Consider the following 23,126-nt stretch of genomic DNA (forward strand, 5'->3'; position numbering starts at 1 on the left):
TCTAGGGGGGTGACGAAAGGGTGGAGCAACCGGAGGGTGCACTTCCTACGCCATCCGAATGGCGAAGGGAGGCCCTCCCCGGTGCGGCGGCCCGGCGCTGTGCGCGAGCGCGTGCGCGGTACCGCCACCTCTCTTCAACTTGACGCGGGCCCAAGGGAAACGGTTGCCCGCGATTTCATTACGGATGGGCCTCACCGCGAATGACGGCGAGCACTCCGTCCAGGTCATCGGCCTTCAGCAGGACGTCGCGAGCCTTCGAACCCTCGCTCGGGCCGACGATTCCCCGCGACTCCATGAGGTCCATGAGCCGCCCGGCCTTGGCGAAGCCCACCCGCAGCTTGCGCTGGAGCATCGAGGTGGACCCGAACTGCGTCGAGACCACCAGCTCCGCCGCCTGGCACAGCAGGTCCAGGTCGTCGCCGATGTCCTCGTCGATCTCCTTCTTCTGCTTCTGCCCGACGGTGACGTCGTCCCGGAAGACGGGCGCCATCTGGTCCTTGCAGTGCTGGACGATCCCGGCGATCTCGTCCTCGGTGACGAAGGCCCCCTGGAGCCGGACCGGCTTGTTGGCGCCCATGGGCAGGAACAGCCCGTCGCCCTTGCCGATCAGCTTCTCGGCGCCCGGCTGGTCGAGGATGACCCGGCTGTCGGCGAGCGAGGAGGTGGCGAAGGCGAGGCGCGAGGGCACGTTCGCCTTGATCAGGCCGGTGACCACGTCCACCGAGGGCCGCTGGGTGGCGAGCACCAGGTGGATGCCGGCCGCGCGGGCGAGCTGGGTGATGCGGACGATCGAGTCCTCGACGTCGCGCGGGGCGACCATCATCAGGTCCGCCAGCTCGTCGACGATCACCAACAGGTACGGGTACGGGCTGAGCTCCCGCTCGCTGCCCGGCGGCAGTTTGATCTTGCCGTCGCGGATGGCCCGGTTGAAGTCGTCGATGTGCCGGTAGCCGAAGGCGGCCAGGTCGTCGTAGCGCAGGTCCATCTCGCGCACCACCCACTGGAGCGCCTCGGCGGCCCGCTTGGGGTTGGTGATGATCGGCGTGATCAGGTGCGGGATGCCCTCGTACGCCGTCAGCTCGACGCGCTTGGGGTCCACGAGCACCATCCGGACGTCCTCCGGGGTGGCCCGGACCATGACGGAGGTGATGAGGCAATTGATGCAGGAGGACTTGCCGGAACCGGTGGCGCCGGCGACCAGCACGTGCGGCATCTTGGCCAGGTTGGCCATGACGTAGCCGCCCTCGACGTCCTTGCCGAGCGCGACCAGCATCGGGTGGTCGTCCTCGGCCGCGTCCGCGAGGCGGAGCACGTCACCCAGGTTGACCATCTCGCGGTCGGTGTTCGGGATCTCGATGCCGACCGCGGACTTGCCCGGAATCGGGCTGATGATCCGGACGTCCGGCGAGGCAACGGCGTAGGCGATGTTCTTGGTCAGGGCGGTGATCCGCTCGACCTTGACCGCGGCGCCCAGGGTGACCTCGTACCGGGTGACGGTCGGGCCGCGGGTGAACCCGGTGACGTCCGCGTCGACCTTGAACTCGGTGAAGACGTTGCGCAGCGAGGCGACCACCGCGTCATTGGCGGCGCTGCGGGTCTTGCCGGGCCCGCCCTTCTCCAGGAGGTCGAGCGAGGGCAGCGCGTAGGTGATGTCCCCACGCAGCTGGAGCTGCTCGGCGCGCGGCGGCAGCGCCTGGGTCTGCGGCGGGGCCTTGGTCAGATCGGGCACCGACAGCGTGCCGGAGGCCGCCGCGGTGGTGGCGTGCGGCTTCCCGGCGAGGTTCTCCGGCGCCGCCTCGAGGGCGCCCCCCGGCGAGTCGTCCGGTACGGGACGCTCCCCGCGGGCCGTCGGCACCGGAGCGGTGAGCTCCGCACCCTCCCGCTCGGCGCTGATCCCCTGCGTGAGGTCGGCGACGAGCGGGGAGGGCGGCATTCCGCCGTAGACCGCCCCGTCCAGCGCGGCGGCGGCCGCCGCCGCCACGTCGACGGCGTCCATCTCCCGCTCCATGCCAGGCCGGGACGCGGCCCTGCGCGGCCGGCGGCGCCGGGCGAGCGCCGCCTCCTCGGCCTCGTCCGCGGGGTCGCCCGAGCCGGAGCCCTCTCCGGTGCGGGCCCGCCACTGCTCCGGGTCGTGCCGCTCCCCGGCGGCGCCCTCGGCCTCCCCGTAGCCCTCGTCGTACTCGTTCGGGGCGATGATCCCGAGCCGGATGCCGAGCCTGCGCAGCCGCTGCGGGATCGCGTTGACCGGGGTCGCGGTGACCACGAGCAGCCCGAAGATCGTGAGCAGCACCAGCATGGGCACGGCCAGCGGCGCGCCCATGGTGAAGATCAGCGGCTTGGAGGCGCCCCAGCCGATGAGCCCGCCCGCGTTCTGCATCGCGGTCGTGCCCTCGTCCCGGCCCGGCGCCCCGCAGGCGATGTGGACCAGGCCCAGGACCCCGATGACGAGGGCGGACAGCCCGATGCCGATGCGCCCGTTGGCGTCGGTCTGCTCGGGATGGCGGATGAAACGCACCGCCATGACGCCGAGCAGGATCGGTACGAGCAGGTCCAGCCGTCCGAAGAGGCCGGTGATCAGCATCGTGACGAGATCCCCGACGGGCCCGCTCAGGTTCGACCAGGTACCGGCGGCGACGATCAGCGCGAGGGCGAGCAGCAGCAGCGCGAGGCCGTCCTTGCGGTGGGCCGGGTCGAGGTTCCTGGCCCCCTGGCCGATCCCGCGGAAGACGGCGCCGACCGCGTGGGCGCAGCCGAGCCAGAGGGCGCGCACCAGCCGCACCACACCCCCGGTCGGGGACGGCGCGGGCTTCGCCGCCGCCTTCCTGGCCGGGGCCCGCTTGGCGGCCGCGGCCTTCTTCGCCGCGGGCTTGCGGGCGGGCGCGGCCTTCTTCGCCGGGGCCGCCGTACGGCCGGTGCGGCCCTTCGCGGTGCCCGCCGTGCTCTGGGAACCCTTACCGGACGTACGTGAGGCCATGGGGCCGAGGTTACCGGTGCGCACGCCGGTGGACACGCGTGCCCACCCCTTCACCCGTTTGTGTCGTCGGCTCCGTAGGCACTTTGACGCACCGCCAGTACCGACCCGCGTACGGTCAGTTCTGCGCGGGCAGGGCCGGAGCCCCTCCGGCGGTCCCGGGCTCCAGGGCGTCCAGTGCCCGCCGCAGCCCGGTGAGTTTGCGCTCCAAGTGCGCCGCGGTCGCCACCACCCCGGCGTCGGCCGAGTCCTCGCCGAGCTGCTTGGTCAGCGCCTCGGCCTGCTCCTCGACCGCCGCGAGCCGTGCGGAGAGCTCGGCCAGCAGCCCGGCCGTCTCCTTGCTGGCGTCCACGCCGTTGGCGTTGCCGCCCTCCAGCTGGAGCCGCAGCAGGGCCGCCTGCTCGCGCAGTTGGCAGTTCTTCGTGTACAGCTCCACGAAGACCGAGACCTTGGCCCGCAGCACCCACGGGTCGAAGGGCTTCGAGATGTAGTCGACCGCACCCGCCGCGTAACCGCGGAAGGTGTGGTGCGGACCGTGGTTGATCGCGGTGAGGAAGATGATCGGGATGTCCCGGGTCCGTTCCCGCCGCTTGATGTGCGCGGCGGTTTCGAATCCGTCCATGCCCGGCATCTGGACATCCAGCAGGATGACCGCGAAATCGTCCGTCAGCAGCGCCTTGAGCGCTTCCTCCCCCGACGACGCCCGGACCAGTGTCTGATCGAGCGCGGAGAGGATGGCCTCCAGCGCCAGCAGATTCTCCGGCCGGTCGTCGACCAGGAGGATCTTGGCCTTCTGCACCATGCCCTGTCCTCCTCGCCCCGGCATGGGGCCTCCCCGGCTCCGGGCTCCGGCCTGTGCGCCGGGCCCCGCCCCAGAGGACGGCATCCTTGCGCCGTCCGTCCTTGTGCCGGTCATCGTAGCCCCAGTCCCGAGATCGCCACACCCTGTCACCAAGATGTCACTGTGCACGAAGCAGAAACGTGGTGGGAGAGCAGAAGGTTCCCCGTTCACCGCTCTTCCATACCGCTTCGGGCACAGCGAGTCAGCTACGGGCCTCCGTCCACTCTCCCCGCGATCACTTGCCGCGCATCCACTGCTCCATCACCGACAGCAGGTAGTCGGGATCGACCGGCTTGGTGACATAGTCGGAAGCCCCGGAGTCGATCGCCTTCTCCCGGTCCCCCTTCATCGCCTTCGCCGTCAGCGCGATGATCGGCAGCCCGGCGAACTGCGGCATCCGCCGGATCGCCGAGGTCGTCGCGTACCCGTCCATCTCGGGCATCATGATGTCCATCAGCACGACCGTCACATCGTCGTGCTGCTCCAGGACTTCGATGCCCTCCCGGCCGTTCTCCGCATACAGCACGGCCAGCCCGTGCTGCTCCAGCACGCTGGTGAGCGCGAAGACGTTGCGTACGTCGTCGTCGACGATCAGCACCTTCTCGCCGTGGAAGTCGTACGTCCGGGGCACCACCGGAAGCTCCTCGTCCACGCTGCCCCAGCCGTCCTCGGCCCCCACCACGTTCGGCTGCCCGGGCACCGCCGTACGCGGCTCCAGATCGCTCGCCGTCTTGCGCCGCCGCCGGAACAGCGCGGCCCCGCCGCCCTGCCCCTGCGCGGCCGGCTCGGCGGCCGACAGCGCCGGCCGCACCGGCTGCGCCTGCACCGACGGGACGGACGCGGGCTGCCCGGCCTGGTTCCCGGGGAGCACGGGCCGCCCCCCGTCCAGCGACCTGCGGTACAGCTCACCGCGGGCACCACCGGGGGTCGGCGGCGCGTACCCCTGCGGGGGCAGCTCGCTCGGGTGCAGCGGCAGGTACAGCGTGAAGGTGGACCCGCGGCCCGGCTCGCTCGCCGCGTGGATCTCCCCGCCGAGCAGCCGGGCGATCTCCCGGCTGATCGACAGCCCCAGCCCGGTGCCGCCGTACTTGCGGCTCGTCGTCCCGTCCGCCTGCTTGAACGCCTCGAAGATCACCAGCATCTTGCTCGCGGCGATCCCGATCCCGGTGTCGGTGACCGAGAAGGCGATCAGGTCGGCGTCCGCCTCCCGCAGCGAACCGGCCTCCAGCAGCTGCTCGCGGATCGCCATCGGCACATCGGCGCCGGCCGGCCTGATCACCAGCTCCACGGCCCCGCTGTCGGTGAACTTCACCGCGTTCGACAGCAGGTTGCGCAGCACCTGGAGCAGCCGCTGCTCGTCGGTGTGCAGGGTGGCGGGCAGCTCCGGGGAGACCCGTACCGAGAAGTCCAGGCCCTTCTCCGCGGTCAGCGGCCGGAAGGTCGCCTCGACGTAGTCCACGAGCTGGACCAGCGCGATCCGGGTCGGCGAGACGTCCATCTTCCCGGCCTCGACCTTCGACAGGTCGAGGATGTCGTTGATCAGCTGCAACAGGTCCGAACCCGCGCCGTGGATGGTCTCGGCGAACTCCACCTGCTTCGGCGACAGGTTGCCGTCCGCGTTGTCGGCGAGCAGCTTGGCCAGGATCAGCAGCGAGTTGAGCGGGGTCCGCAGCTCGTGCGACATGTTCGCCAGGAACTCGGACTTGTAGCGCATCGAGACCGCGAGCTGCTCGGCGCGCTCCTCCAGGACCTGCCGGGCCTCCTCGATCTCGGTGTTCTTCACCTCGATGTCGCGGTTCTGCTGGGCCAGCAGCTCGGCCTTCTCCTCCAGCTCCGCGTTGGCGGCCTGCAGCGCCTTCTGCCGGTTCTCCAGCTCGTCGGAGCGCTCGCGCAGCTGCTCGGTCATCTCCTGCGACTGCTTCAGCAGCATCTCCGTCTTGGAGTTGACGCTGATGGTGTTGACGCTCGTACCGATCATCTCGGCGATCTGGCTGAGGAAGTCCTTCTGGATCTGCGTGAAGGGCGTGAAGGAGGCCAGCTCGATGACGCCGAGCACCTTCCCCTCGAAGAGCACCGGCAGCACGATCACGTGCGCCGGCGGCGCCTCGCCCAGACCCGAGGAGATCTTCAGGTAGCCCGGCGGGGTGTTCTCGACGAGGATCATCCGCTTCTCCTCGGCGACCGCCCCGATCAGCCCCTCTCCCGGCCGGAAGGAGATCGGCATCTGGCCGCCCGCGTACGCGTAACTGCCGCGCATCCGCAGCTCGTACGAGCCGTCCGCGCCGCCCTCCGTCCCGATCTCGGTGGTGCCGCCGGCCGGCAGCGCCAGGAAGAAGGCACCGTGCTGCGCGGAGACCACCGGGGTCAGCTCGCTCATGATCAGCGAGGCCACGTCGTCGAGCTCCCGGCGGCCCTGCATCAGCGCGGAGATGCGGGCGAGGTTGCCCTTGAGCCAGTCCTGCTCCTTGTTGGCCAAGGTCGTGTCGCGCAGGTTCGCGATCATGGTGTTGATGTTGTCCTGGAGGACCTGGATCTCGCCCGCCGCGTCCACGTCGATCTTCAGGTTGAGGTCGCCGCGGGTCACCGCGGTGGCCACGGCCGCGATCGCGCGCACCTGCCGGGTGAGGTTCCCGGCCATCTCGTTCACGGACTCGGTCAGGTCCCGCCAGGTGCCGTCGACGTCCCGGACACGGGCCTGGCCGCCCAGGATGCCCTCGGTGCCCACCTCGCGGGCCACCCGGGTCACCTGGTCGGCGAAGGAGGACAGCTGGTCGACCATCGTGTTGATGGTGGTCTTGAGCTCCAGGATCTCGCCGCGGGCGTCGATGTCGATCTTCTTGGTCATGTCGCCCTTGGCGATGGCGGTCGTGACCATGGCGATCTGCCGCACCTGACCGGTGAGGTTGGAGGCCATGAAGTTCACCGAGTCGGTGAGGTCCTTCCACGTCCCCGAGACGCCCGGCACGTGCGCCTGACCGCCCAGGCGGCCCTCCGTACCCACCTCACGGGCCACCCGCGTCACCTCGTCCGCGAAGGACGACAGCGTCTTCACCATCGTGTTGACGGTGTCGGCGAGCTGCGCGACCTCGCCGCGCGCCTCCACCGTGACCTTCTTCGTCAGGTCACCGTTGGCGACCGCCGCCGAGACCTGGGAGATGTTGCGCACCTGGGAGGTCAGGTTGTTGGCCATCAGGTTGACGTTGTCGGTCAGGTCCTTCCAGATGCCCGTCACCCCGCGCACCCTGGCCTGACCACCGAGGATGCCCTCGGAGCCCACCTCACGGGCCACCCGCGTCACCTGCTCCGCGAACGACGACAGCTGGTCCACCATCGTGTTGACGGTGGTGACCAGTTCCAGGATCTCGCCCTTGGCATCGACGGTGATCTTCTTGGAGAGGTCGCCCATGGCCACCGCAGTGGTCACCTCGGCGATGTTGCGCACCTGGGACGTCAGGTTGTTCGCCATGAAGTTGACGGACTGGGTGAGGTCCTTCCAGGTACCGGAGACCCCCTTCACCTCCGCCTGGCCGCCGAGGATGCCCTCGGTGCCCACCTCGCGCGCCACCCGCGTCACCTGCTCCGCGAAGTTCGAGAGCTGGTCGACCATCGTGTTGAGGGTGTTCTTCAGCTCCAGGATCTCGCCCCGGGCGTCCACGTCGATCTTCTGCGAGAGGTCACCGCGGGCCACCGCGGTCGCGACCTGCGCGATGTTGCGCACCTGCGAGGTCAGGTTGCCGGCCATGCCGTTCACGGAATCCGTCAGGTCGCGCCATACGCCGGCCACCCCGGGCACCTGCGCCTGGCCGCCGAGGCGGCCCTCCGTACCCACGTCCCGCGCCACCCGGGTCACCTGCTCGGCGAAGGCCGAGAGCTGGTCGACCATCGTGTTGATGGTGTTCTTCAGCTCCAGGATCTCGCCCCGGGCGTCCACGTCGATCTTCTGGGACAGGTCGCCCCGGGCCACCGCCGTCGTCACCTGGGCGATCTGGCGCACCTGCGACGTCAGGTTCCCGGCCATGAAGTTGACGGAGTCGGTGAGCTCCTTCCAGGTGCCGGACACCCCCTCCACCCGGGCCTGACCGCCGAGACGGCCCTCCGTACCCACGTCCCGCGCCATCCGCGTGACCTGGTCGGCGAAGGAGGACAGCTGGTCCACCATCGTGTTCACGGTGTTCTTCAGCTGGAGCATCTCGCCGGAGACGTCCACGGTGACCTTCTGCGACAGATCGCCGTTGGCCACCGCCGTCGTCACCTGGGCGATGTTGCGGACCTGCCCGGTGAGGTTGCGGAAGGCGGTGTTCACCGAATCGGTGAGGTCCTTCCACGTCCCGGCGGCACCCGGCACCTGCGCCTGGCCGCCCAGCTCACCCTCGACGCCGACCTCACGGGCCACACGCGTCACTTCCGCGCCGAAGGACGACAGCTGGTCCACCATCGTGTTGACGGTGTTCTTCAGCTCCAGCATCTCGCCGGCCACGTCGACCGTGACCTTCTGCGACAGGTCGCCGTTGGCCACCGCCGTCGTCACCTGCGCGATGTCCCGCACCTGGGTCGTGAGGTTGCGGAAGACCGTGTTCACCGAATCGGTGAGGTCCTTCCACGTCCCCGCCGCACCCGGCACCTGCGCCTGGCCGCCCAGCAGGCCCTTGGCCCCGACCTCGCTCGCCACGCGCGTGACCTCGTCCGCGAAGGTCCGCAGCGTCTCGGTCATCTGATTGATCGTTTCGGCCAGCTGCGCCACCTCGCCGCGCGCGCTCACACGTACCTTCTGCGACAGGTCACCGTTCGCGACCGCCGTCGTCACCTGGGCGATCCCGCGCACCTGGGCCGTCAGGTTCCCGGCCATGGTGTTGACCGAGTCGGTCAGGTCCTTCCACACACCCGCGACCCCGGGCACCTTCGCCTGGCCGCCCAGCTCGCCCTCCGTACCCACCTCGCGGGCGACGCGGGTCACCTCGGAGGAGAAGGACGACAGCTGGTCCACCATCGTGTTCACGGTGTTCTTCAGCTGGAGCATCTCGCCGGCCACGTGAACCGTGACCTTGCGCGACAGATCGCCCTTGGCGACCGCCGTCGTGACGAGAGCGATATCACGCACCTGAGCGGTGAGCCGGTACGCCATCGTGTTGACGGAGTCGGTCAGATCCTTCCAGGATCCCGACATCCCGCGCACCTGGGCCTGACCACCGAGCTTGCCCTCGGTACCCACCTCCAGCGCCACACGCGTCACCTCGTCGGTGAACGCGGACAGCTGGTCGACCAGGTTGTTGACCGTACGTCCGACCTTCAGGAACTCCCCGCGCAGCGGATGCCCGGCCCCCTCGGCCGCCTGCGTCCGCAGATCCATCCGCTGGTCCAGATCACCCTCGGCCACCGCCGACAGCACCCGGCCCACCTCGGACACCGGCCGGGCCAGATCGTCCACCAACTGGTTCGAGGCATCGATCGCGGCCGCCCAGGAACCCTCGCAGGCACCGGTTTCCAGCCGTTCGCTCAGCTTCCCCTCACGACCCACCATCCGCCGCACCCGGGACAGCTCCCCGGTCAGGTGGAGGTTACGGTCGGCGACCTCGTTGTAGACGGCGGCGATCTCCGCCATCACGCCCTCGCCGGACACCGTCAGCCGCTTGCGGAAATTCCCGTCCCGCATCGACACCAGGGCCGTGAGCAGCCGGTTGAGAGCGGCGGTATCGACCTCCGTCGTGCCACTGCGCCGGGAACGTCCGCCCTTCGGCCGCGTTCCCGTACGCCGCACCGCTGCGCCAGACTCCACCGTGTCCCTCCCGAAAGGGTCGACCGCTTTTCCACCGGACACCTGACTCATCACAAGCCGGCTCTGCAAGCCTGCCCAGTGTTTCACTCTGGCCGAACCCGGCCATAACACTTCGGCACCATCGCACACCCGCCGTACCCTGCGGGTGGAATCCCCGACGACGGCACCATGCCGTCCGCGAAGGTAAGTAACCTGGCACCCGATGTCCAACCGCGTCGAAGGAGACTCGTGATCACGGCACGGGCGGCTGCCAGCTTCGATCCCCTCGGGCGCTCGGTCGCCGCCGCCCGCGGGTTCGTCCGCGACACCCTGCACGGCTGGGGTTTCGCGGACATCGTCGACGACGCGGTGGTCCTCACCAGCGAGCTCGTCACCAATGCCGTGGTCCACGCCGGCACCCGGGCCGAGGTCCTGTGCCTGCGCGCCGAGGGCGGCGTACGGGTCGAGGTCGCCGACCGGTACCCGGAGCGCGAGCTCCCGCTCCAGCACCCCGGAGAGCGCCCCTACGCCGACCCCGACCGCGAGAACGGCCGCGGCCTGATGCTCTGCGCCGCCCTCGCCACCCGCTGGGGCGTCGAGTACACCGCCACGCACAAGCACGTGTGGTTCCGCCTCGACCTGCCAGACCGGCCGGTCGGTACCCGCTCCGCGGGCCCCGTCGTCCCCGACCAGCTGTTGCCCCTGGCCGACAGCCGGGTCCGCGTCGCCGTCGTCCAGATCGACTCGGACGACGCCATCTCCGCCTGGAACGAGGACGCCGAGCACATCTTCGGCCACCCCGCCGAGAAGGCCCTGGGCCGCCCGCTCGCCGAGCTCGCCGCCTGGCCGCAGACCCCCGGCACCGGCACGGGCATCGCCGAGGCCCTGCGCCTGTCCCGCTGGGAGGGCAGCTACGGCGTCCGCGGGGCCGACGGCCGCGTCATCCCCGTCTTCGCCTCCCACCTGCGGGTCCGCGACGCCCACGGCGAACCCTCGATCGTCTGCCTCCTCGTCCACGACGACGAGCGCGCCCTGCTCCAGACCCCGGTACGGGTGCCCACCTCCGACAGCGGCCACTTCACCGACCCGCGCCCCACGGACCCCTTCGAGGTCTTCATCGGCTCCCCGGCCCCCGACGACCTCGACGGGCTCCTCCAGCGCACCGTCGAGCGCGCCCGCGACCTGCTCGACGCCGACGCCGCCTTCCTGCTGCTCGCCACCGACGACGAGACCGAGCTGGAGGTCCGCGCCACCACCGGCCTGCCCTCCACCCGCCAGCGCTTCGCCCGCGTCCCCGTCGAGGCCGGCACCAACCGCTACGGCTCCGCCCGCATGCCCGCCGTCCACGACGACCTCATCGCCTCACCGGGAGCCGTACCGCTCCTGGAGGCCACCGGCATGCGCTCCGCCGTCACCGTCCCCCTCAAGGTGGAGGGCCGCCTCACCGGCTCCCTCGGCGTCGCCGCGGAAACCCCCGGCCGCTACTCCAACGAAGAGGCCCTGCACCTCCAGTTCGCCGCCGACCGCATCGCCCTCGCCGTCGAGTCCGCCCGCCTCGGCGAACTGGAACGGCTGCGCCGCGGCTCCCTCTCCTTCCTCGTCGAGGCCTCCGACCTGCTGGCCGGTACCCTTGACCGGGACCAGACCCTGGCGCTGATGGCCCAGATGACCGTGCCGACCCTCGCCACCTGGTGCGCCGTCTACACGATCGCCGACCAGTCCTCCGACCCGTACCTCTCCTACGTCCTCCACGAGGACGAGGAGCGCATCGACGGCCTCAAGGAACTGCTCTCCCGGGTCAGCCCGCCCGAACCGGTCCGCGAGGCCGGCGCCCGCCCCTGGGCCGAGGCGACCCTCGCGGTCGGCGGCGAGACCGTGGTCCTGCCCCTCCTCGCCCGCAACCGCGTGATCGGCATGCTCACCCTCGGCAAGCCGCGGGAGGAGCACTTCCGCCAGGAGATCCTCGAACTCGCCGAGGACCTCTCGCGCAGGGCAGCCCTGGCCCTGGACAACGCCCGCCTCTACTCCGAGCGCACCGCGATCAGCCGCTCCCTCCAGCGCAGCCTGCTGCCGCCCGGCTCCCCCGCGATCCCCGGCATGGAGGTCGAGGTCATCTACCGCGCGGCCGGCGAGGGCAACGAGGTCGGCGGAGACTTCTACGACGTCTTCCCGATCCGCGACGGCGCGTACGGCTTCGCCATCGGTGACGTCTGCGGCACCGGCCCCGAGGCGGCCGCGGTCACGGGCCTCGCCCGGCACGCACTGCGCCTGCTGGCCCGTGAGGGCCTCGGCGGCCCGGCCGTGCTGGAGCGGCTCAACGCGGCCATCCTCGACGAGGGCGCCCGCAGCCGCTTCCTGACCCTCCTCTACGGCGAGCTGCACCCCCAGCCCGACGGCGGCGCCCTGATGAAGGTCGTCTGCGCGGGCCACCCGCTGCCACTGCGCCTGCGCCCGAACGGCCAGGTCGACGCGGCCGCCGACCCGCAGCCCCTGCTGGGCGTGATCGACGACCTGGACCTCTACGAGCAGACCCTCACCCTCGACCCCGGCGATGTCCTGCTGTGCGTCACGGACGGCGTGACCGAACGCCGCGAGGGCACCCGCATGCTCGGCGACGACGGCCTCGCCGAGGTCCTCACCACCTGTACGGGCCTCACCGCGGGCGCGGTGGCCTCCCGCGTCCTGCGCGCGGTGGAACGCTTCGCCGCCGAACCCGCCTCGGACGACATGGCCATCCTGGCCTTCCGCGTCCCGGAGCAGCGCACGGGCGACTGACCGGGCGGGCCCGGCCGCACCTCCTGCGTCCGGACGGGCCCGGACTCAGGAGGTGCGGCGCGTGGCGGACCGCAGCGCGAAGGCCATCACCAGCTCGAAGACGCCGAGCAGTACCAGCCAGAGCCCCAGCAGCCGGGTCAGGGCGACCGCGGAGTCCACGGGGAAGCAGAGCACGACGATGCCGGCAACGGCGCCGAGGGCGCCCAGGCCGAAGCGCATGCCCCGGTGCACGAGTGAGTGGTCAGCGATCGCGGTGAAAGCCGTGAGCACTCCGGTCAGCAACCAGAACACCCCGACGATCAAGGACAGCGCGCCGATCGTCTGCATCGGATGCCGCAGGACCAGGACGCCGGCCAGGAACGCCAGCATGGCGATCAGGACCCCCGCCAGTTTGCTGCCGCCCTCGCCGCTGTGCGAGAAGGCCGTGACGAAGCGGAAGACGCCCGCCACCAGGAGCTGGAGGCCGATGATGACGGCCAGGATGTGAAGCGTCTCGTCGGGCCAGACCAGCACCAGAATGCCGGGGATCAAGGTCACGAGGGCGAAGCCGAGAGCCCAGTGCCACGTGGCTCCGACCTGCTTGAAAAGGTCCTCGGGGTCGCTGTGCGTGTGCTGCGGGTGCTGCGGCGCCGCGTCGGGGGGTACGGTCATCACGCCTCCTGGGCCAACCGGACGGCCACTGGGGGCAGGGGATACCTGGCACCTCGAAGCCGCCGGACGTACCTTCCTTATCTTCCCTTCACATCCACTTTAGGCAGGTACTCCCCAGCCCGCCCGGCGACCGTGCCCGCCCCCGGAGCGAAAACAAAAAAAGGCCCCCACCTATTGGCGGGGGCCTTCTTATTTGGAGCCCTTTAACGGAATCGAACCGTTGACCTTCTCCTTACCATGGAGACGCTCTACCGACTGAGCTAAAAGGGCGGGTTGTTCGGCGGCGTCCTACTCTCCCACAGGGTCCCCCCTGCAGTACCATCGGCGCTGAAAGGCTTAGCTTCCGGGTTCGGAATGTAACCGGGCGTTTCCCTAACGCTATGACCACCGAAACACTATGAAATTTGAACGCTGGCATGGACACAGCTGTTCGTTATTTCAGAACTAACACAGTGGACGCGAGCAACTGAGGACAAGCCCTCGGCCTATTAGTACCAGTCAGCTTCACCCGTTACCGGGCTTCCACATCTGGCCTATCAACCCAGTCGTCTACTGGGAGCCTTACCCTCTCAAGGAGGTGGGAATACTCATCTTGAAGCAGGCTTCCCGCTTAGATGCTTTCAGCGGTTATCCCTCCCGAACGTAGCCAACCAGCCATGCCCTTGGCAGGACAACTGGCACACCAGAGGTTCGTCCGTCCCGGTCCTCTCGTACTAGGGACAGCCCTTCTCAATATTCCTACGCGCACAGCGGATAGGGACCGAACTGTCTCACGACGTTCTAAACCCAGCTCGCGTACCGCTTTAATGGGCGAACAGCCCAACCCTTGGGACCGACTCCAGCCCCAGGATGCGACGAGCCGACATCGAGGTGCCAAACCATCCCGTCGATATGGACTCTTGGGGAAGATCAGCCTGTTATCCCCGGGGTACCTTTTATCCGTTGAGCGACGGCGCTTCCACAAGCCACCGCCGGATCACTAGTCCCGACTTTCGTCCCTGCTCGACCCGTCGGTCTCACAGTCAAGCTCCCTTGTGCACTTACACTCAACACCTGATTGCCAACCAGGCTGAGGGAACCTTTGGGCGCCTCCGTTACCCTTTGGGAGGCAACCGCCCCAGTTAAACTACCCATCAGACACTGTCCCTGATCCGGATCACGGACCGAGGTTAGACATCCAGCACGACCAGAGTGGTATTTCAACGGCGACTCCACAACCACTGGCGTGGCTGCTTCAAAGTCTCCCACCTATCCTACACAAGCCGAACCGAACACCAATATCAAACTATAGTAAAGGTCCCGGGGTCTTTCCGTCCTGCTGCGCGAAACGAGCATCTTTACTCGTAGTGCAATTTCACCGGGCCTATGGTTGAGACAGTCGAGAAGTCGTTACGCCATTCGTGCAGGTCGGAACTTACCCGACAAGGAATTTCGCTACCTTAGGATGGTTATAGTTACCACCGCCGTTTACTGGCGCTTAAGTTCTCAGCTTCGCAACCCCGAAAGGTCACTAACCGGTCCCCTTAACGTTCCAGCACCGGGCAGGCGTCAGTCCGTATACATCGCCTTACGGCTTCGCACGGACCTGTGTTTTTAGTAAACAGTCGCTTCTCGCTGGTCTCTGCGGCCACCCCCAGCTCACCGAGTAAATCGGATCACCAGTGATGGCCCCCCTTCTCCCGAAGTTACGGGGGCATTTTGCCGAGTTCCTTAACCATAGTTCACCCGAACGCCTCGGTATTCTCTACCTGACCACCTGAGTCGGTTTAGGGTACGGGCCGCCATGAAACTCGCTAGAGGCTTTTCTCGACAGCATAGGATCATCCACTTCACCACAATCGGCTCGGCATCAGGTCTCAGCCTTAATGAGGGACGGATTTGCCTACCCCTCGGCCTACACCCTTACCCCGGGACTACCACCGCCCGGGCTGGACTACCTTCCTGCGTCACCCCATCGCTTACCTACTACAAGTCTGGTTCGTCGGCTCCACCACTTTCCTTTCCCCGAAGGGTCCGGAACGGCTTCACGGACTTAGCATCGCCTGATTCGATATTGGGCGTTTCAAAGCGGGTACCGGAATATCAACCGGTTGTCCATCGACTACGCCTGTCGGCCTCGCCTTAGGTCCCGACTTACCCTGGGCAGATCAGCTTGACCCAGGAACCCTTAGTCAATCGGCGCACACGTTTCTCACGTGTGTATCGCTACTCATGCCTGCATTCTCACTCGTGAACCGTCCACAACTAGCTTCCGCTGCTGCTTCACCCGGCACACGACGCTCCCCTACCCATCACAGCGGGCGTTGGCCCTATTGCTGCAATGACACGACTTCGGCGGTACGCTTGAGCCCCGCTACATTGTCGGCGCGGAATCACTTGACCAGTGAGCTATTACGCACTCTTTCAAGGGTGGCTGCTTCTAAGCCAACCTCCTGGTTGTCTCTGCGACTCCACATCCTTTCCCACTTAGCGTACGCTTAGGGGCCTTAGTCGATGCTCTGGGCTGTTTCCCTCTCGACCATGGAGCTTATCCCCCACAGTCTCACTGCCGTGCTCTCACTTACCGGCATTCGGAGTTTGGCTAAGGTCAGTAACCCGGTAGGGCCCATCGCCTATCCAGTGCTCTACCTCCGGCAAGAAACACACGACGCTGCACCTAAATGCATTTCGGGGAGAACCAGCTATCACGGAGTTTGATTGGCCTTTCACCCCTAACCACAGGTCATCCCCCAGGTTTTCAACCCTGGTGGGTTCGGTCCTCCACGAAGTCTTACCTCCGCTTCAACCTGCCCATGGCTAGATCACTCCGCTTCGGGTCTAGAGCGTGCAACTCAATCGCCCTATTCGGACTCGCTTTCGCTACGGCTTCCCCACACGGGTTAACCTCGCTACACACCGCTAACTCGCAGGCTCATTCTTCAAAAGGCACGCAGTCACGACCGTTGTTCCGAAGAACAACGGCGACGCTCCCACGGCTTGTAGGCACACGGTTTCAGGTACTATTTCACTCCGCTCCCGCGGTACTTTTCACCATTCCCTCACGGTACTATCCGCTATCGGTCACCAGGGAATATTTAGGCTTAGCGGGTGGTCCCGCCAGATTCACACGGGATTTCTCGGGCCCCGTGCTACTTGGGAGATTCTTAAGCAAGCCGCTGATGTTTCGTCTACGGGGGTCTTACCCTCTACGCCGGACCTTTCGCATGTCCTTCGACTACATCAACGGTTTCTGACTCGCCGACCGGCCGGCAGACCGATCAAAAGAATTCCCACAACCCCGCATGCGCAACCCCTGCCGGGTATCACACGCATACGGTTTGGCCTCATCCGGTTTCGCTCGCCACTACTCCCGGAATCACGGTTGTTTTCTCTTCCTGAGGGTACTGAGATGTTTCACTTCCCCTCGTTCCCTCCACACTGCCTATGTGTTCAGCAGTGGGTGACAGCCCATGACGACTGCCGGGTTTCCCCATTCGGACACCCCCGGATCAAAGCTCAGTTGGCAGCTCCCCGGGGCCTATCGCGGCCTCTCACGTCCTTCATCGGTTCCTGGTGCCAAGGCATCCACCGTGCGCCCTTAAAAACTTGGCCACAGATGCTCGCGTCCACTGTGTAGTTCTCAAACAACGACCAGCCACCCATCACCCCACCAGACAAGCTGGCGAGTTCACTGGGGCCGGCACTGAAGACATGACCTCACGGCCGTACCTTCAGGACCCAACAACGTGCCAAGCATCTCCGTTCGTCCGTCTCCTCTTTCCACGCCGAAGCAGTACTCGAGAACCATCAGACCGAAGATGCCAACTAATCAACGTTCCACCCATGAGCTGACCGTGCAGAACATTTGTCTGCAATCGGTACTGTGCTCCTTAGAAAGGAGGTGATCCAGCCGCACCTTCCGGTACGGCTACCTTGTTACGACTTCGTCCCAATCGCCAGTCCCACCTTCGACAGCTCCCTCCCTTACGGGTTGGGCCACCGGCTTCGGGTGTTACCGACTTTCGTGACGTGACGGGCGGTGTGTACAAGGCCCGGGAACGTATTCACCGCAGCAATGCTGATCTGCGATTACTAGCAACTCCGACTTCATGGGGTCGAGTTGCAGACCCCAATCCGAACTGAGACCGGCTTTTTGAGATTCGCTCCACCTTGCGGTATCGCAGCTCATTGTACCGGCCATTGTAGCACGTGTGCAGCCCAAGACATAAGGGGCATGATGACTTGACGTCGTCCCCACCTTCCTCCGAGTTGACCCCGGCGGTCTCCTGTGAGTCCCCATCACCCCGAAGGGCATGCTGGCAACACAGGACAAGGGTTGCGCTCGTTGCGGGACTTAACCCAACATCTCACGACACGAGCTGACGACAGCCATGCACCACCTGTATACCGACCACAAGGGGGGCACTATCTCTAATGCTTTCCGGTATATGTCAAGCCTTGGTAAGGTTCTTCGCGTTGCGTCGAATTAAGCCACATGCTCCGCTGCTTGTGCGGGCCCCCGTCAATTCCTTTGAGTTTTAGCCTTGCGGCCGTACTCCCCAGGCGGGGAACTTAATGCGTTAGCTGCGGCACCGACGACGTGGAATGTCGCCAACACCTAGTTCCCAACGTTTACGGCGTGGACTACCAGGGTATCTAATCCTGTTCGCTCCCCACGCTTTCGCTCCTCAGCGTCAGTAATGGCCCAGAGATCCGCCTTCGCCACCGGTGTTCCTCCTGATATCTGCGCATTTCACCGCTACACCAGGAATTCCGATCTCCCCTACCACACTCTAGCTAGCCCGTATCGAATGCAGACCCGAGGTTAAGCCTCGGGCTTTCACATCCGACGTGACAAGCCGCCTACGAGCTCTTTACGCCCAATAATTCCGGACAACGCTTGCGCCCTACGTATTACCGCGGCTGCTGGCACGTAGTTAGCCGGCGCTTCTTCTGCAGGTACCGTCACTTTCGCTTCTTCCCTGCTGAAAGAGGTTTACAACCCGAAGGCCGTCATCCCTCACGCGGCGTCGCTGCATCAGGCTTTCGCCCATTGTGCAATATTCCCCACTGCTGCCTCCCGTAGGAGTCTGGGCCGTGTCTCAGTCCCAGTGTGGCCGGTCGCCCTCTCAGGCCGGCTACCCGTCGTCGCCTTGGTGGGCCATTACCCCACCAACAAGCTGATAGGCCGCGGGCTCATCCTTCACCGCCGGAGCTTTCAACCCCCGCCCATGCAGGCAGGAGTGGTATCCGGTATTAGACCCCGTTTCCAGGGCTTGTCCCAGAGTGAAGGGCAGATTGCCCACGTGTTACTCACCCGTTCGCCACTAATCCACCCCGAAGGGCTTCATCGTTCGACTTGCATGTGTTAAGCACGCCGCCAGCGTTCGTCCTGAGCCAGGATCAAACTCTCCATGAATGTTTACCCGTAATCGGGTGCACACATCACTTAGAGCGGGCACGTCATGTCGGAATAAGACCGACGCGCCACAACGTCCTCGCTGTGTTGTTGCCTGCCAGTGCCCGAAGGCCCGACAGGTCTTTTTCAAAGGAACCTCATCCACCGAAGTGGACGGGGTATCAACTTCTGGCGTTGATTTTTGGCACGCTGTTGAGTTCTCAAGGAACGGACGCTTCCTTTGTACTCACCCGCAGCAACTTCGGCTGGGGCTTTCCTCCGGGCTTTCGTTCTGTTCTTGCGTTTCCGACTCTATCAGACTCTTTCGTGTCCGACTTCCTCGGCGCTTTCCAGGTTTCCGCTTTCGCGTTTCCCTTTCCGGCGGTTCCAACCTTACCAGACCATTTCCGTGTCGATTCCGACTCGGATTTGAATTGGTGGCCGTTGGAGAGGCCTTTCCCTTTCGGGCGGACCAGACTTTATCAGGTCTCCCTGGGTCTTGATTCCCACCCGCCCGCACGACTCGTCCGGACACACGTGTGTGCCTGGGTGTCGTGCGAGGTGGAGACGTAAACGTACTGGAGCGGGGCCCCCGGATGCAAATCCGGTTGCCCCGCTCCCGTGCGGTCGCTACGGCGAGGGTCAGACCTCGACGACGACCGGGAGGATCATCGGGCGGCGGCGGTAGCCGTCCGAGACCCACTTGCCCATCGTGCGGCGGATGAGCTGCTGGATCTGGTGCGGCTCGGCGACGCCGTCGGCCGCGGCGCGGGCAATGGATTCCTCGATCTTCGGGATGACCGAGGAGAAGGCCGAGTCGTCGATGCCGGAGCCGCGGGCCTGGATGTTCGGGCCGCTGACGATCTTGCCCGTGCTGCTGTCCACGACGACGTAGACCGAGATGATGCCCTCGTCACCGAGGATCTTGCGGTCCTTGAGGTGAACCTCCGTGACGTCGCCGACCGACAGGCCGTCGACGTACACGTAGCCGGCCTGCACCTTGCCGGAGATCCGGGCCTTGCCGTCGATCAGGTCGACGACCACGCCGTCCTCGGCGATGACGATGCGGTCCTTCGGAACGCCCGTCATGGCGCCGAGCTCGGCGTTGGCGCGCAGGTGACGCCATTCGCCGTGGACCGGCATGAGGTTCCGCGGCTTGCAGATGTTGTAGAAGTACAGCAGCTCGCCGGCCGAGGCGTGACCCGAGACGTGCACCTTGGCGTTGCCCTTGTGCACGACGTTGGCGCCCCAGCGGGTCAGGCCGTTGATCACGCGGTAGACCGCGTTCTCGTTGCCCGGGATCAGGGACGACGCCAGGATCACGGTGTCGCCGGGGACGATCCGGATCTGGTGGTCGCGGTTGGCCATGCGGGACAGGGCCGCCATCGGCTCGCCCTGGGAGCCCGTGCAGACCAGCACGACCTCGTCGTCCGGCAGGTCGTCGAGGGTCTTGACGTCCACGACGAGCCCGGCCGGGACCTTCAGGTAGCCCAGGTCACGGGCGATGCCCATGTTGCGGACCATCGAGCGGCCGACGAAGGCGACCCTGCGGTCGAACTCGTGGGCGGCGTCGAGGATCTGCTGGATGCGGTGCACGTGGCTGGCGAAGGACGCCACGATGATCCGCTTCTGGGCGCTCGCGAAGACGCCGCGGATGGCGTTGGAGATATCGCGCTCGGGCGGGACGAAGCCCGGGACCTCGGCGTTCGTGGAGTCGGAGAGAAGGAGGTCGATGCCCTCTTCGCTCAGACGCGCGAAGGCGTGCAGGTCGGTGAGGCGGTTGTCCAGCGGGAGCTGGTCCATCTTGAAGTCGCCGGTGGCCACGACCATGCCGGCGCCGGTACGGATGGCCACGGCCAGGGCGTCCGGGATGGAGTGGTTGACCGCGATGAACTCGCAGTCGAACGGGCCGAGGCTCTCGCGCTCGCCCTCCTTCACCTCGAGGGTGTAGGGGCGGATGCGGTGCTCCTGGAGCTTCGCCTCGATGAGGGCCAGCGTCAGCTTGGAGCCGATCAGCGGGATGTCCGCCTTCTCCCGGAGGAGGTAGGGGACGGCGCCGATGTGGTCCTCGTGGCCGTGCGTGAGCACGATGCCGTCGATGTCGTCGAGGCGGTCCCGGATGGACGAGAAGTCCGGCAGGATCAGGTCGATGCCCGGCTGCTCCTCCTCGGGGAAGAGGACGCCGCAGTCGACGATCAGCAGACGGCCGTCGTACTCGAAGACGGTCATGTTGCGGCCGATCTCGCCGAGACCACCCAGGGGGGTGACTCTGAGGCCGCCCTTGGGCAGCTTCGGCGGCGGACCGAGTTCCGGATGCGGATGGCTCAAAAGTGTCTCCTCACCACGCACGCCACGTACCCCGGAAGGCACGTGGCGCGCATGTCATTCGTGCACTTGCTGTTGGCTGTTCTGTATTCGTTTGTTCGTGCTTATTGAGTTGTGAAGTCTGTTGTCAGAGCTGTACCCCGCCGGCGGCAAGGTCGATCTTGAGCTGGGCGGTCTCTTCGGCGGACAGCTCGACCAGCGGGAGCCGCAGCGGGCCCGCGGGCAGGCCCTGCAGGTTCAGCGCGCCCTTGGTGGTCATCACACCCTGGGTGCGGAACATACCGGTGAAGACAGGGAGCAGCTTCTGGTGGATCTCGGTCGCCTTCTGGACGTCTCCGCCCAGGTGGGCCTCCAGCATGGCGCGCAGTTCGGGGGTGACCACGTGGCCGACCACCGAGACGAAGCCGACCGCGCCGACCGACAGGAGCGGCAGGTTCAGCATGTCGTCGCCCGAGTACCAGGCCAGGCCGCTCTGTGCGATGGCCCAGCTGGCGCGGCCGAGGTCGCCCTTGGCGTCCTTGTTGGCAACGATACGGGGGTGCTCGGCCAGCCGGACCAGGGTTTCGGTGTCGATCGGGACACCACTGCGGCCGGGGATGTCGTAGAGCATGACCGGAAGCCCGGTGGCGTCGGCGATCGCCGTGAAGTGCCGGAAGAGGCCTTCCTGCGACGGCTTGCTGTAGTACGGGGTGACGGCGAGCAGGCCGTGGGCGCCGGTGAGCTCGGCCTGGCGGGCCAGCTCGAGGGTGTGGCGGGTGTCGTTGGTGCCGATACCGGCGACCACGTGGGCGCGGTCTCCGACGGCTTCGAGCACGGCTCGTACGAGGTCGTTTTTCTCCGCGTCGGTGGTGGTCGGCGACTCACCGGTGGTGCCGTTGATGATCAGGCCGTCGTTGCCTGCGTCCACCAGGTGGACGGCGAGCTGCTGCGCGCCGTCGAGGTCGAGTGCGCCATCCGCCGTGAACGGCGTGATCATGGCGGTGAGGACCCGCCCGAAGGGGGTCTGCGGAGTCGAGATCGGAGCCATGGGTAACACGCTACTCGCTGCCATGCTCGCGGTGTCCCCTCGGGGGACGTCAACGGGGTGTTGGACGCCGGCACTGCCTGCTCGGGGGTTCAAGCAGTGCCGGGTCCGTTTGATCAGCCTAGATGAACTTTACGAAACGTCGCAATACGGACACTTAGGACTTAACGCCGGACATCTGTGCGCCGCGGGTGTATCGGCCCTTACGGGGCAACGCGACCGTTGCCGTTGTAGGCCGCGTACGTCAGCGGCATGAGCTTCGCCCAGTGCTGCTCCATCTTCTCGCCGACCATCTCGATCTCCCGCTGCGGGAAGGACGGGACGGCCGCGAGCTCGTGCTGCGTGCGGAGACCGAGGAAGTGCATCAGCGAGCGCGCGTTGCAGGTGGCGTACATCGAGGAGAAAAGACCGACCGGCAGGACCGAACGGGCAACCTCCCGGGCCACGCCCGCCGCGAGCATCTCCTGGTAGGCCTCGTAGGCCTGCACGTAGGAGTCCTCCATGACGCGCGCGGTCAGCTCCTGCTGCGCCTGGGTGCCCTCGACGAAGACGTACTTGCCCGGGCGGCCCTCCTGGACCAGCTTGCGCTCGGCGTCCGGGACGTAGAAGACCGGTTCGAGCTCCCTGTAGCGGCCCGACTCCTCGTTGTACGACCAGCCCACGCGGTGCCGCATGAACTCGCGGAAGACGAAGATCGGAGCGCTGATGAAGAAAGTCATCGAGTTGTGCTCGAAGGGGCTGCCGTGGCGGTCGCGCATCAGATAGTTGATGAGGCCCTTGGAACGCTCCGGGTCCTTCTGCAGCTCCTCCAGCGACTGTTCGCCGGCCGTGGAGACACGAGCGGCCCACAGCACGTCGGAGTCGGCGGCGGAGTGCTTCACCAGCTCCACCGTCACCTCGCTGCGGAAGCTGGGTTTCAGATCTGAAGCGGCGGTTTCGCTCACCGGGGGTCCTTCCAAACGTGCGTCCTGGGGCGCGCCCACTCTACGGCGCCCCTCGCGCAGCCCATGCCGACGCACGCGGCGTGCGGCCTCCGCGCGGGGTCTCGCACAGCTGACGCACAGCCATGAATTTTTCCTAATGTCCGGAAATCCGGCACCGATTGAGGGGCTCGTACGTCCTACCTGACAGAACCCGAACCCATCCACCCCGAGGAGATTCGCTCTGATGTTCCTCCGGCGCGAACCCGTCCCGTTCGCTTTCGTCTCCGAGGCCGACCGTTTCCGAAGCAACGTCACTCCGCCGCCGCGCGAGCGCCTGGGCCGGACCCAGTTGGCCGCCCGTACCCTGGTCGGACTGACCGTGGTTGCGGGGCTCGCCGGCTCACTGCTCTTCGGTATGCCCGCGCTGCAGCCGACCAAGGTGCCGGAGAAGTCGCAGCAGTCGGAGGCGTCCCAGGGGCGGTAGCCT

Annotated in this window: 9 protein-coding genes, 1 tRNA gene and 3 rRNA genes; 2 read left to right on the forward strand and 11 right to left on the reverse strand. The window is 66.6% G+C overall.

Features of this window, described 5'->3' with window-relative positions; translation table 11 throughout:
* Nucleotides 1-178 precede the first annotated feature (178 nt).
* The 3 genes from OG373_RS11935 to OG373_RS11945 form a co-directional block, all read right to left on the reverse strand.
* Nucleotides 179-2,974 carry a DNA translocase FtsK gene (locus OG373_RS11935; RefSeq protein WP_405438064.1) on the reverse strand — a complete coding sequence of 932 codons (2,796 nt, stop codon included), beginning with the start codon at nt 2,972-2,974 and terminating at the stop codon, nt 179-181.
* A 115-nt stretch (nt 2,975-3,089) separates the two neighbouring features.
* A complete protein-coding gene (locus OG373_RS11940; RefSeq protein ID WP_397738687.1) occupies nt 3,090-3,773 on the reverse strand; it encodes a two-component system response regulator in 684 nt (227 codons plus the stop codon).
* 274 nt (nt 3,774-4,047) lie between these two features.
* Complete coding sequence (locus tag OG373_RS11945; protein ID WP_397738684.1) at nt 4,048-9,585, reverse strand: HAMP domain-containing protein; 5,538 nt, start codon at nt 9,583-9,585, stop codon at nt 4,048-4,050.
* Between the two features lie 168 nt (nt 9,586-9,753).
* Here OG373_RS11945 and OG373_RS11950 point away from each other — a divergent pair, with 168 nt between their 5' ends.
* Complete coding sequence (locus OG373_RS11950) at nt 9,754-12,339, forward strand: SpoIIE family protein phosphatase (protein ID WP_405438067.1); 2,586 nt, start codon at nt 9,754-9,756, stop codon at nt 12,337-12,339.
* 45 nt (nt 12,340-12,384) lie between these two features.
* On the opposite strand, the gene OG373_RS11955 is transcribed toward OG373_RS11950, so the two are convergent.
* The 8 genes from OG373_RS11955 to thyX all read right to left on the reverse strand — a co-directional run bounded on the left by OG373_RS11955 (nt 12,385) and on the right by thyX (nt 22,660).
* On the reverse strand, nt 12,385-12,990 hold the full coding sequence (locus OG373_RS11955) for an HdeD family acid-resistance protein (RefSeq protein ID WP_405438068.1): 606 nt from the start codon (nt 12,988-12,990) through the stop codon (nt 12,385-12,387).
* A 194-nt stretch (nt 12,991-13,184) separates the two neighbouring features.
* Nucleotides 13,185-13,260: transfer RNA gene (locus tag OG373_RS11960), tRNA-Thr, on the reverse strand.
* A gap of 5 nt (nt 13,261-13,265) precedes the next feature.
* Nucleotides 13,266-13,382 (reverse strand): 5S ribosomal RNA (rrf, locus tag OG373_RS11965).
* Between the two features lie 76 nt (nt 13,383-13,458).
* A 23S ribosomal RNA gene (locus OG373_RS11970) occupies nt 13,459-16,581 on the reverse strand.
* Between the two features lie 282 nt (nt 16,582-16,863).
* Nucleotides 16,864-18,388 (reverse strand): 16S ribosomal RNA (locus OG373_RS11975).
* The 16S, 23S and 5S rRNA genes sit together here with 1 tRNA gene alongside, the layout of an rRNA operon.
* A gap of 621 nt (nt 18,389-19,009) precedes the next feature.
* The gene (locus tag OG373_RS11980; protein WP_189973213.1) at nt 19,010-20,695 is read right to left on the reverse strand and encodes a ribonuclease J; all 1,686 of its coding nucleotides are present in this window, start codon (nt 20,693-20,695) and stop codon (nt 19,010-19,012) included.
* Nucleotides 20,696-20,819: 124 nt separating this feature from the next.
* On the reverse strand, nt 20,820-21,719 hold the full coding sequence (gene dapA / locus OG373_RS11985) for a 4-hydroxy-tetrahydrodipicolinate synthase (RefSeq protein WP_405438070.1): 900 nt from the start codon (nt 21,717-21,719) through the stop codon (nt 20,820-20,822).
* A 200-nt stretch (nt 21,720-21,919) separates the two neighbouring features.
* Nucleotides 21,920-22,660 carry an FAD-dependent thymidylate synthase gene (gene thyX / locus OG373_RS11990; RefSeq protein WP_397737036.1) on the reverse strand — a complete coding sequence of 247 codons (741 nt, stop codon included), beginning with the start codon at nt 22,658-22,660 and terminating at the stop codon, nt 21,920-21,922.
* Between the two features lie 223 nt (nt 22,661-22,883).
* On the opposite strand from thyX, the gene OG373_RS11995 reads away from it, so the two are divergent.
* Nucleotides 22,884-23,123: a hypothetical protein gene (locus tag OG373_RS11995; RefSeq protein WP_052872205.1), complete on the forward strand. Its 240-nt coding sequence runs from the start codon at nt 22,884-22,886 to the stop codon at nt 23,121-23,123.
* Nucleotides 23,124-23,126: the final 3 nt, after the last annotated feature.

The organism is Streptomyces avidinii (assembly GCF_045161815.1).
GTDB lineage: Bacteria > Actinomycetota > Actinomycetes > Streptomycetales > Streptomycetaceae > Streptomyces > Streptomyces avidinii.

Coding starts and splice junctions, on each gene's coding strand:
- OG373_RS11935 (WP_405438064.1), bottom strand. CDS start 2,974: ATGGCCTCACGTACGTCCGGTAAGGGTTCCCAGAGCACGGCGGGCACC.
- OG373_RS11940 (WP_397738687.1), bottom strand. CDS start 3,773: ATGGTGCAGAAGGCCAAGATCCTCCTGGTCGACGACCGGCCGGAGAAT.
- OG373_RS11950 (WP_405438067.1), top strand. CDS start 9,754: ATGCCGTCCGCGAAGGTAAGTAACCTGGCACCCGATGTCCAACCGCGT.
- OG373_RS11955 (WP_405438068.1), bottom strand. CDS start 12,990: ATGACCGTACCCCCCGACGCGGCGCCGCAGCACCCGCAGCACACGCAC.
- dapA (WP_405438070.1), bottom strand. CDS start 21,719: ATGGCTCCGATCTCGACTCCGCAGACCCCCTTCGGGCGGGTCCTCACC.
- OG373_RS11995 (WP_052872205.1), top strand. CDS start 22,884: ATGTTCCTCCGGCGCGAACCCGTCCCGTTCGCTTTCGTCTCCGAGGCC.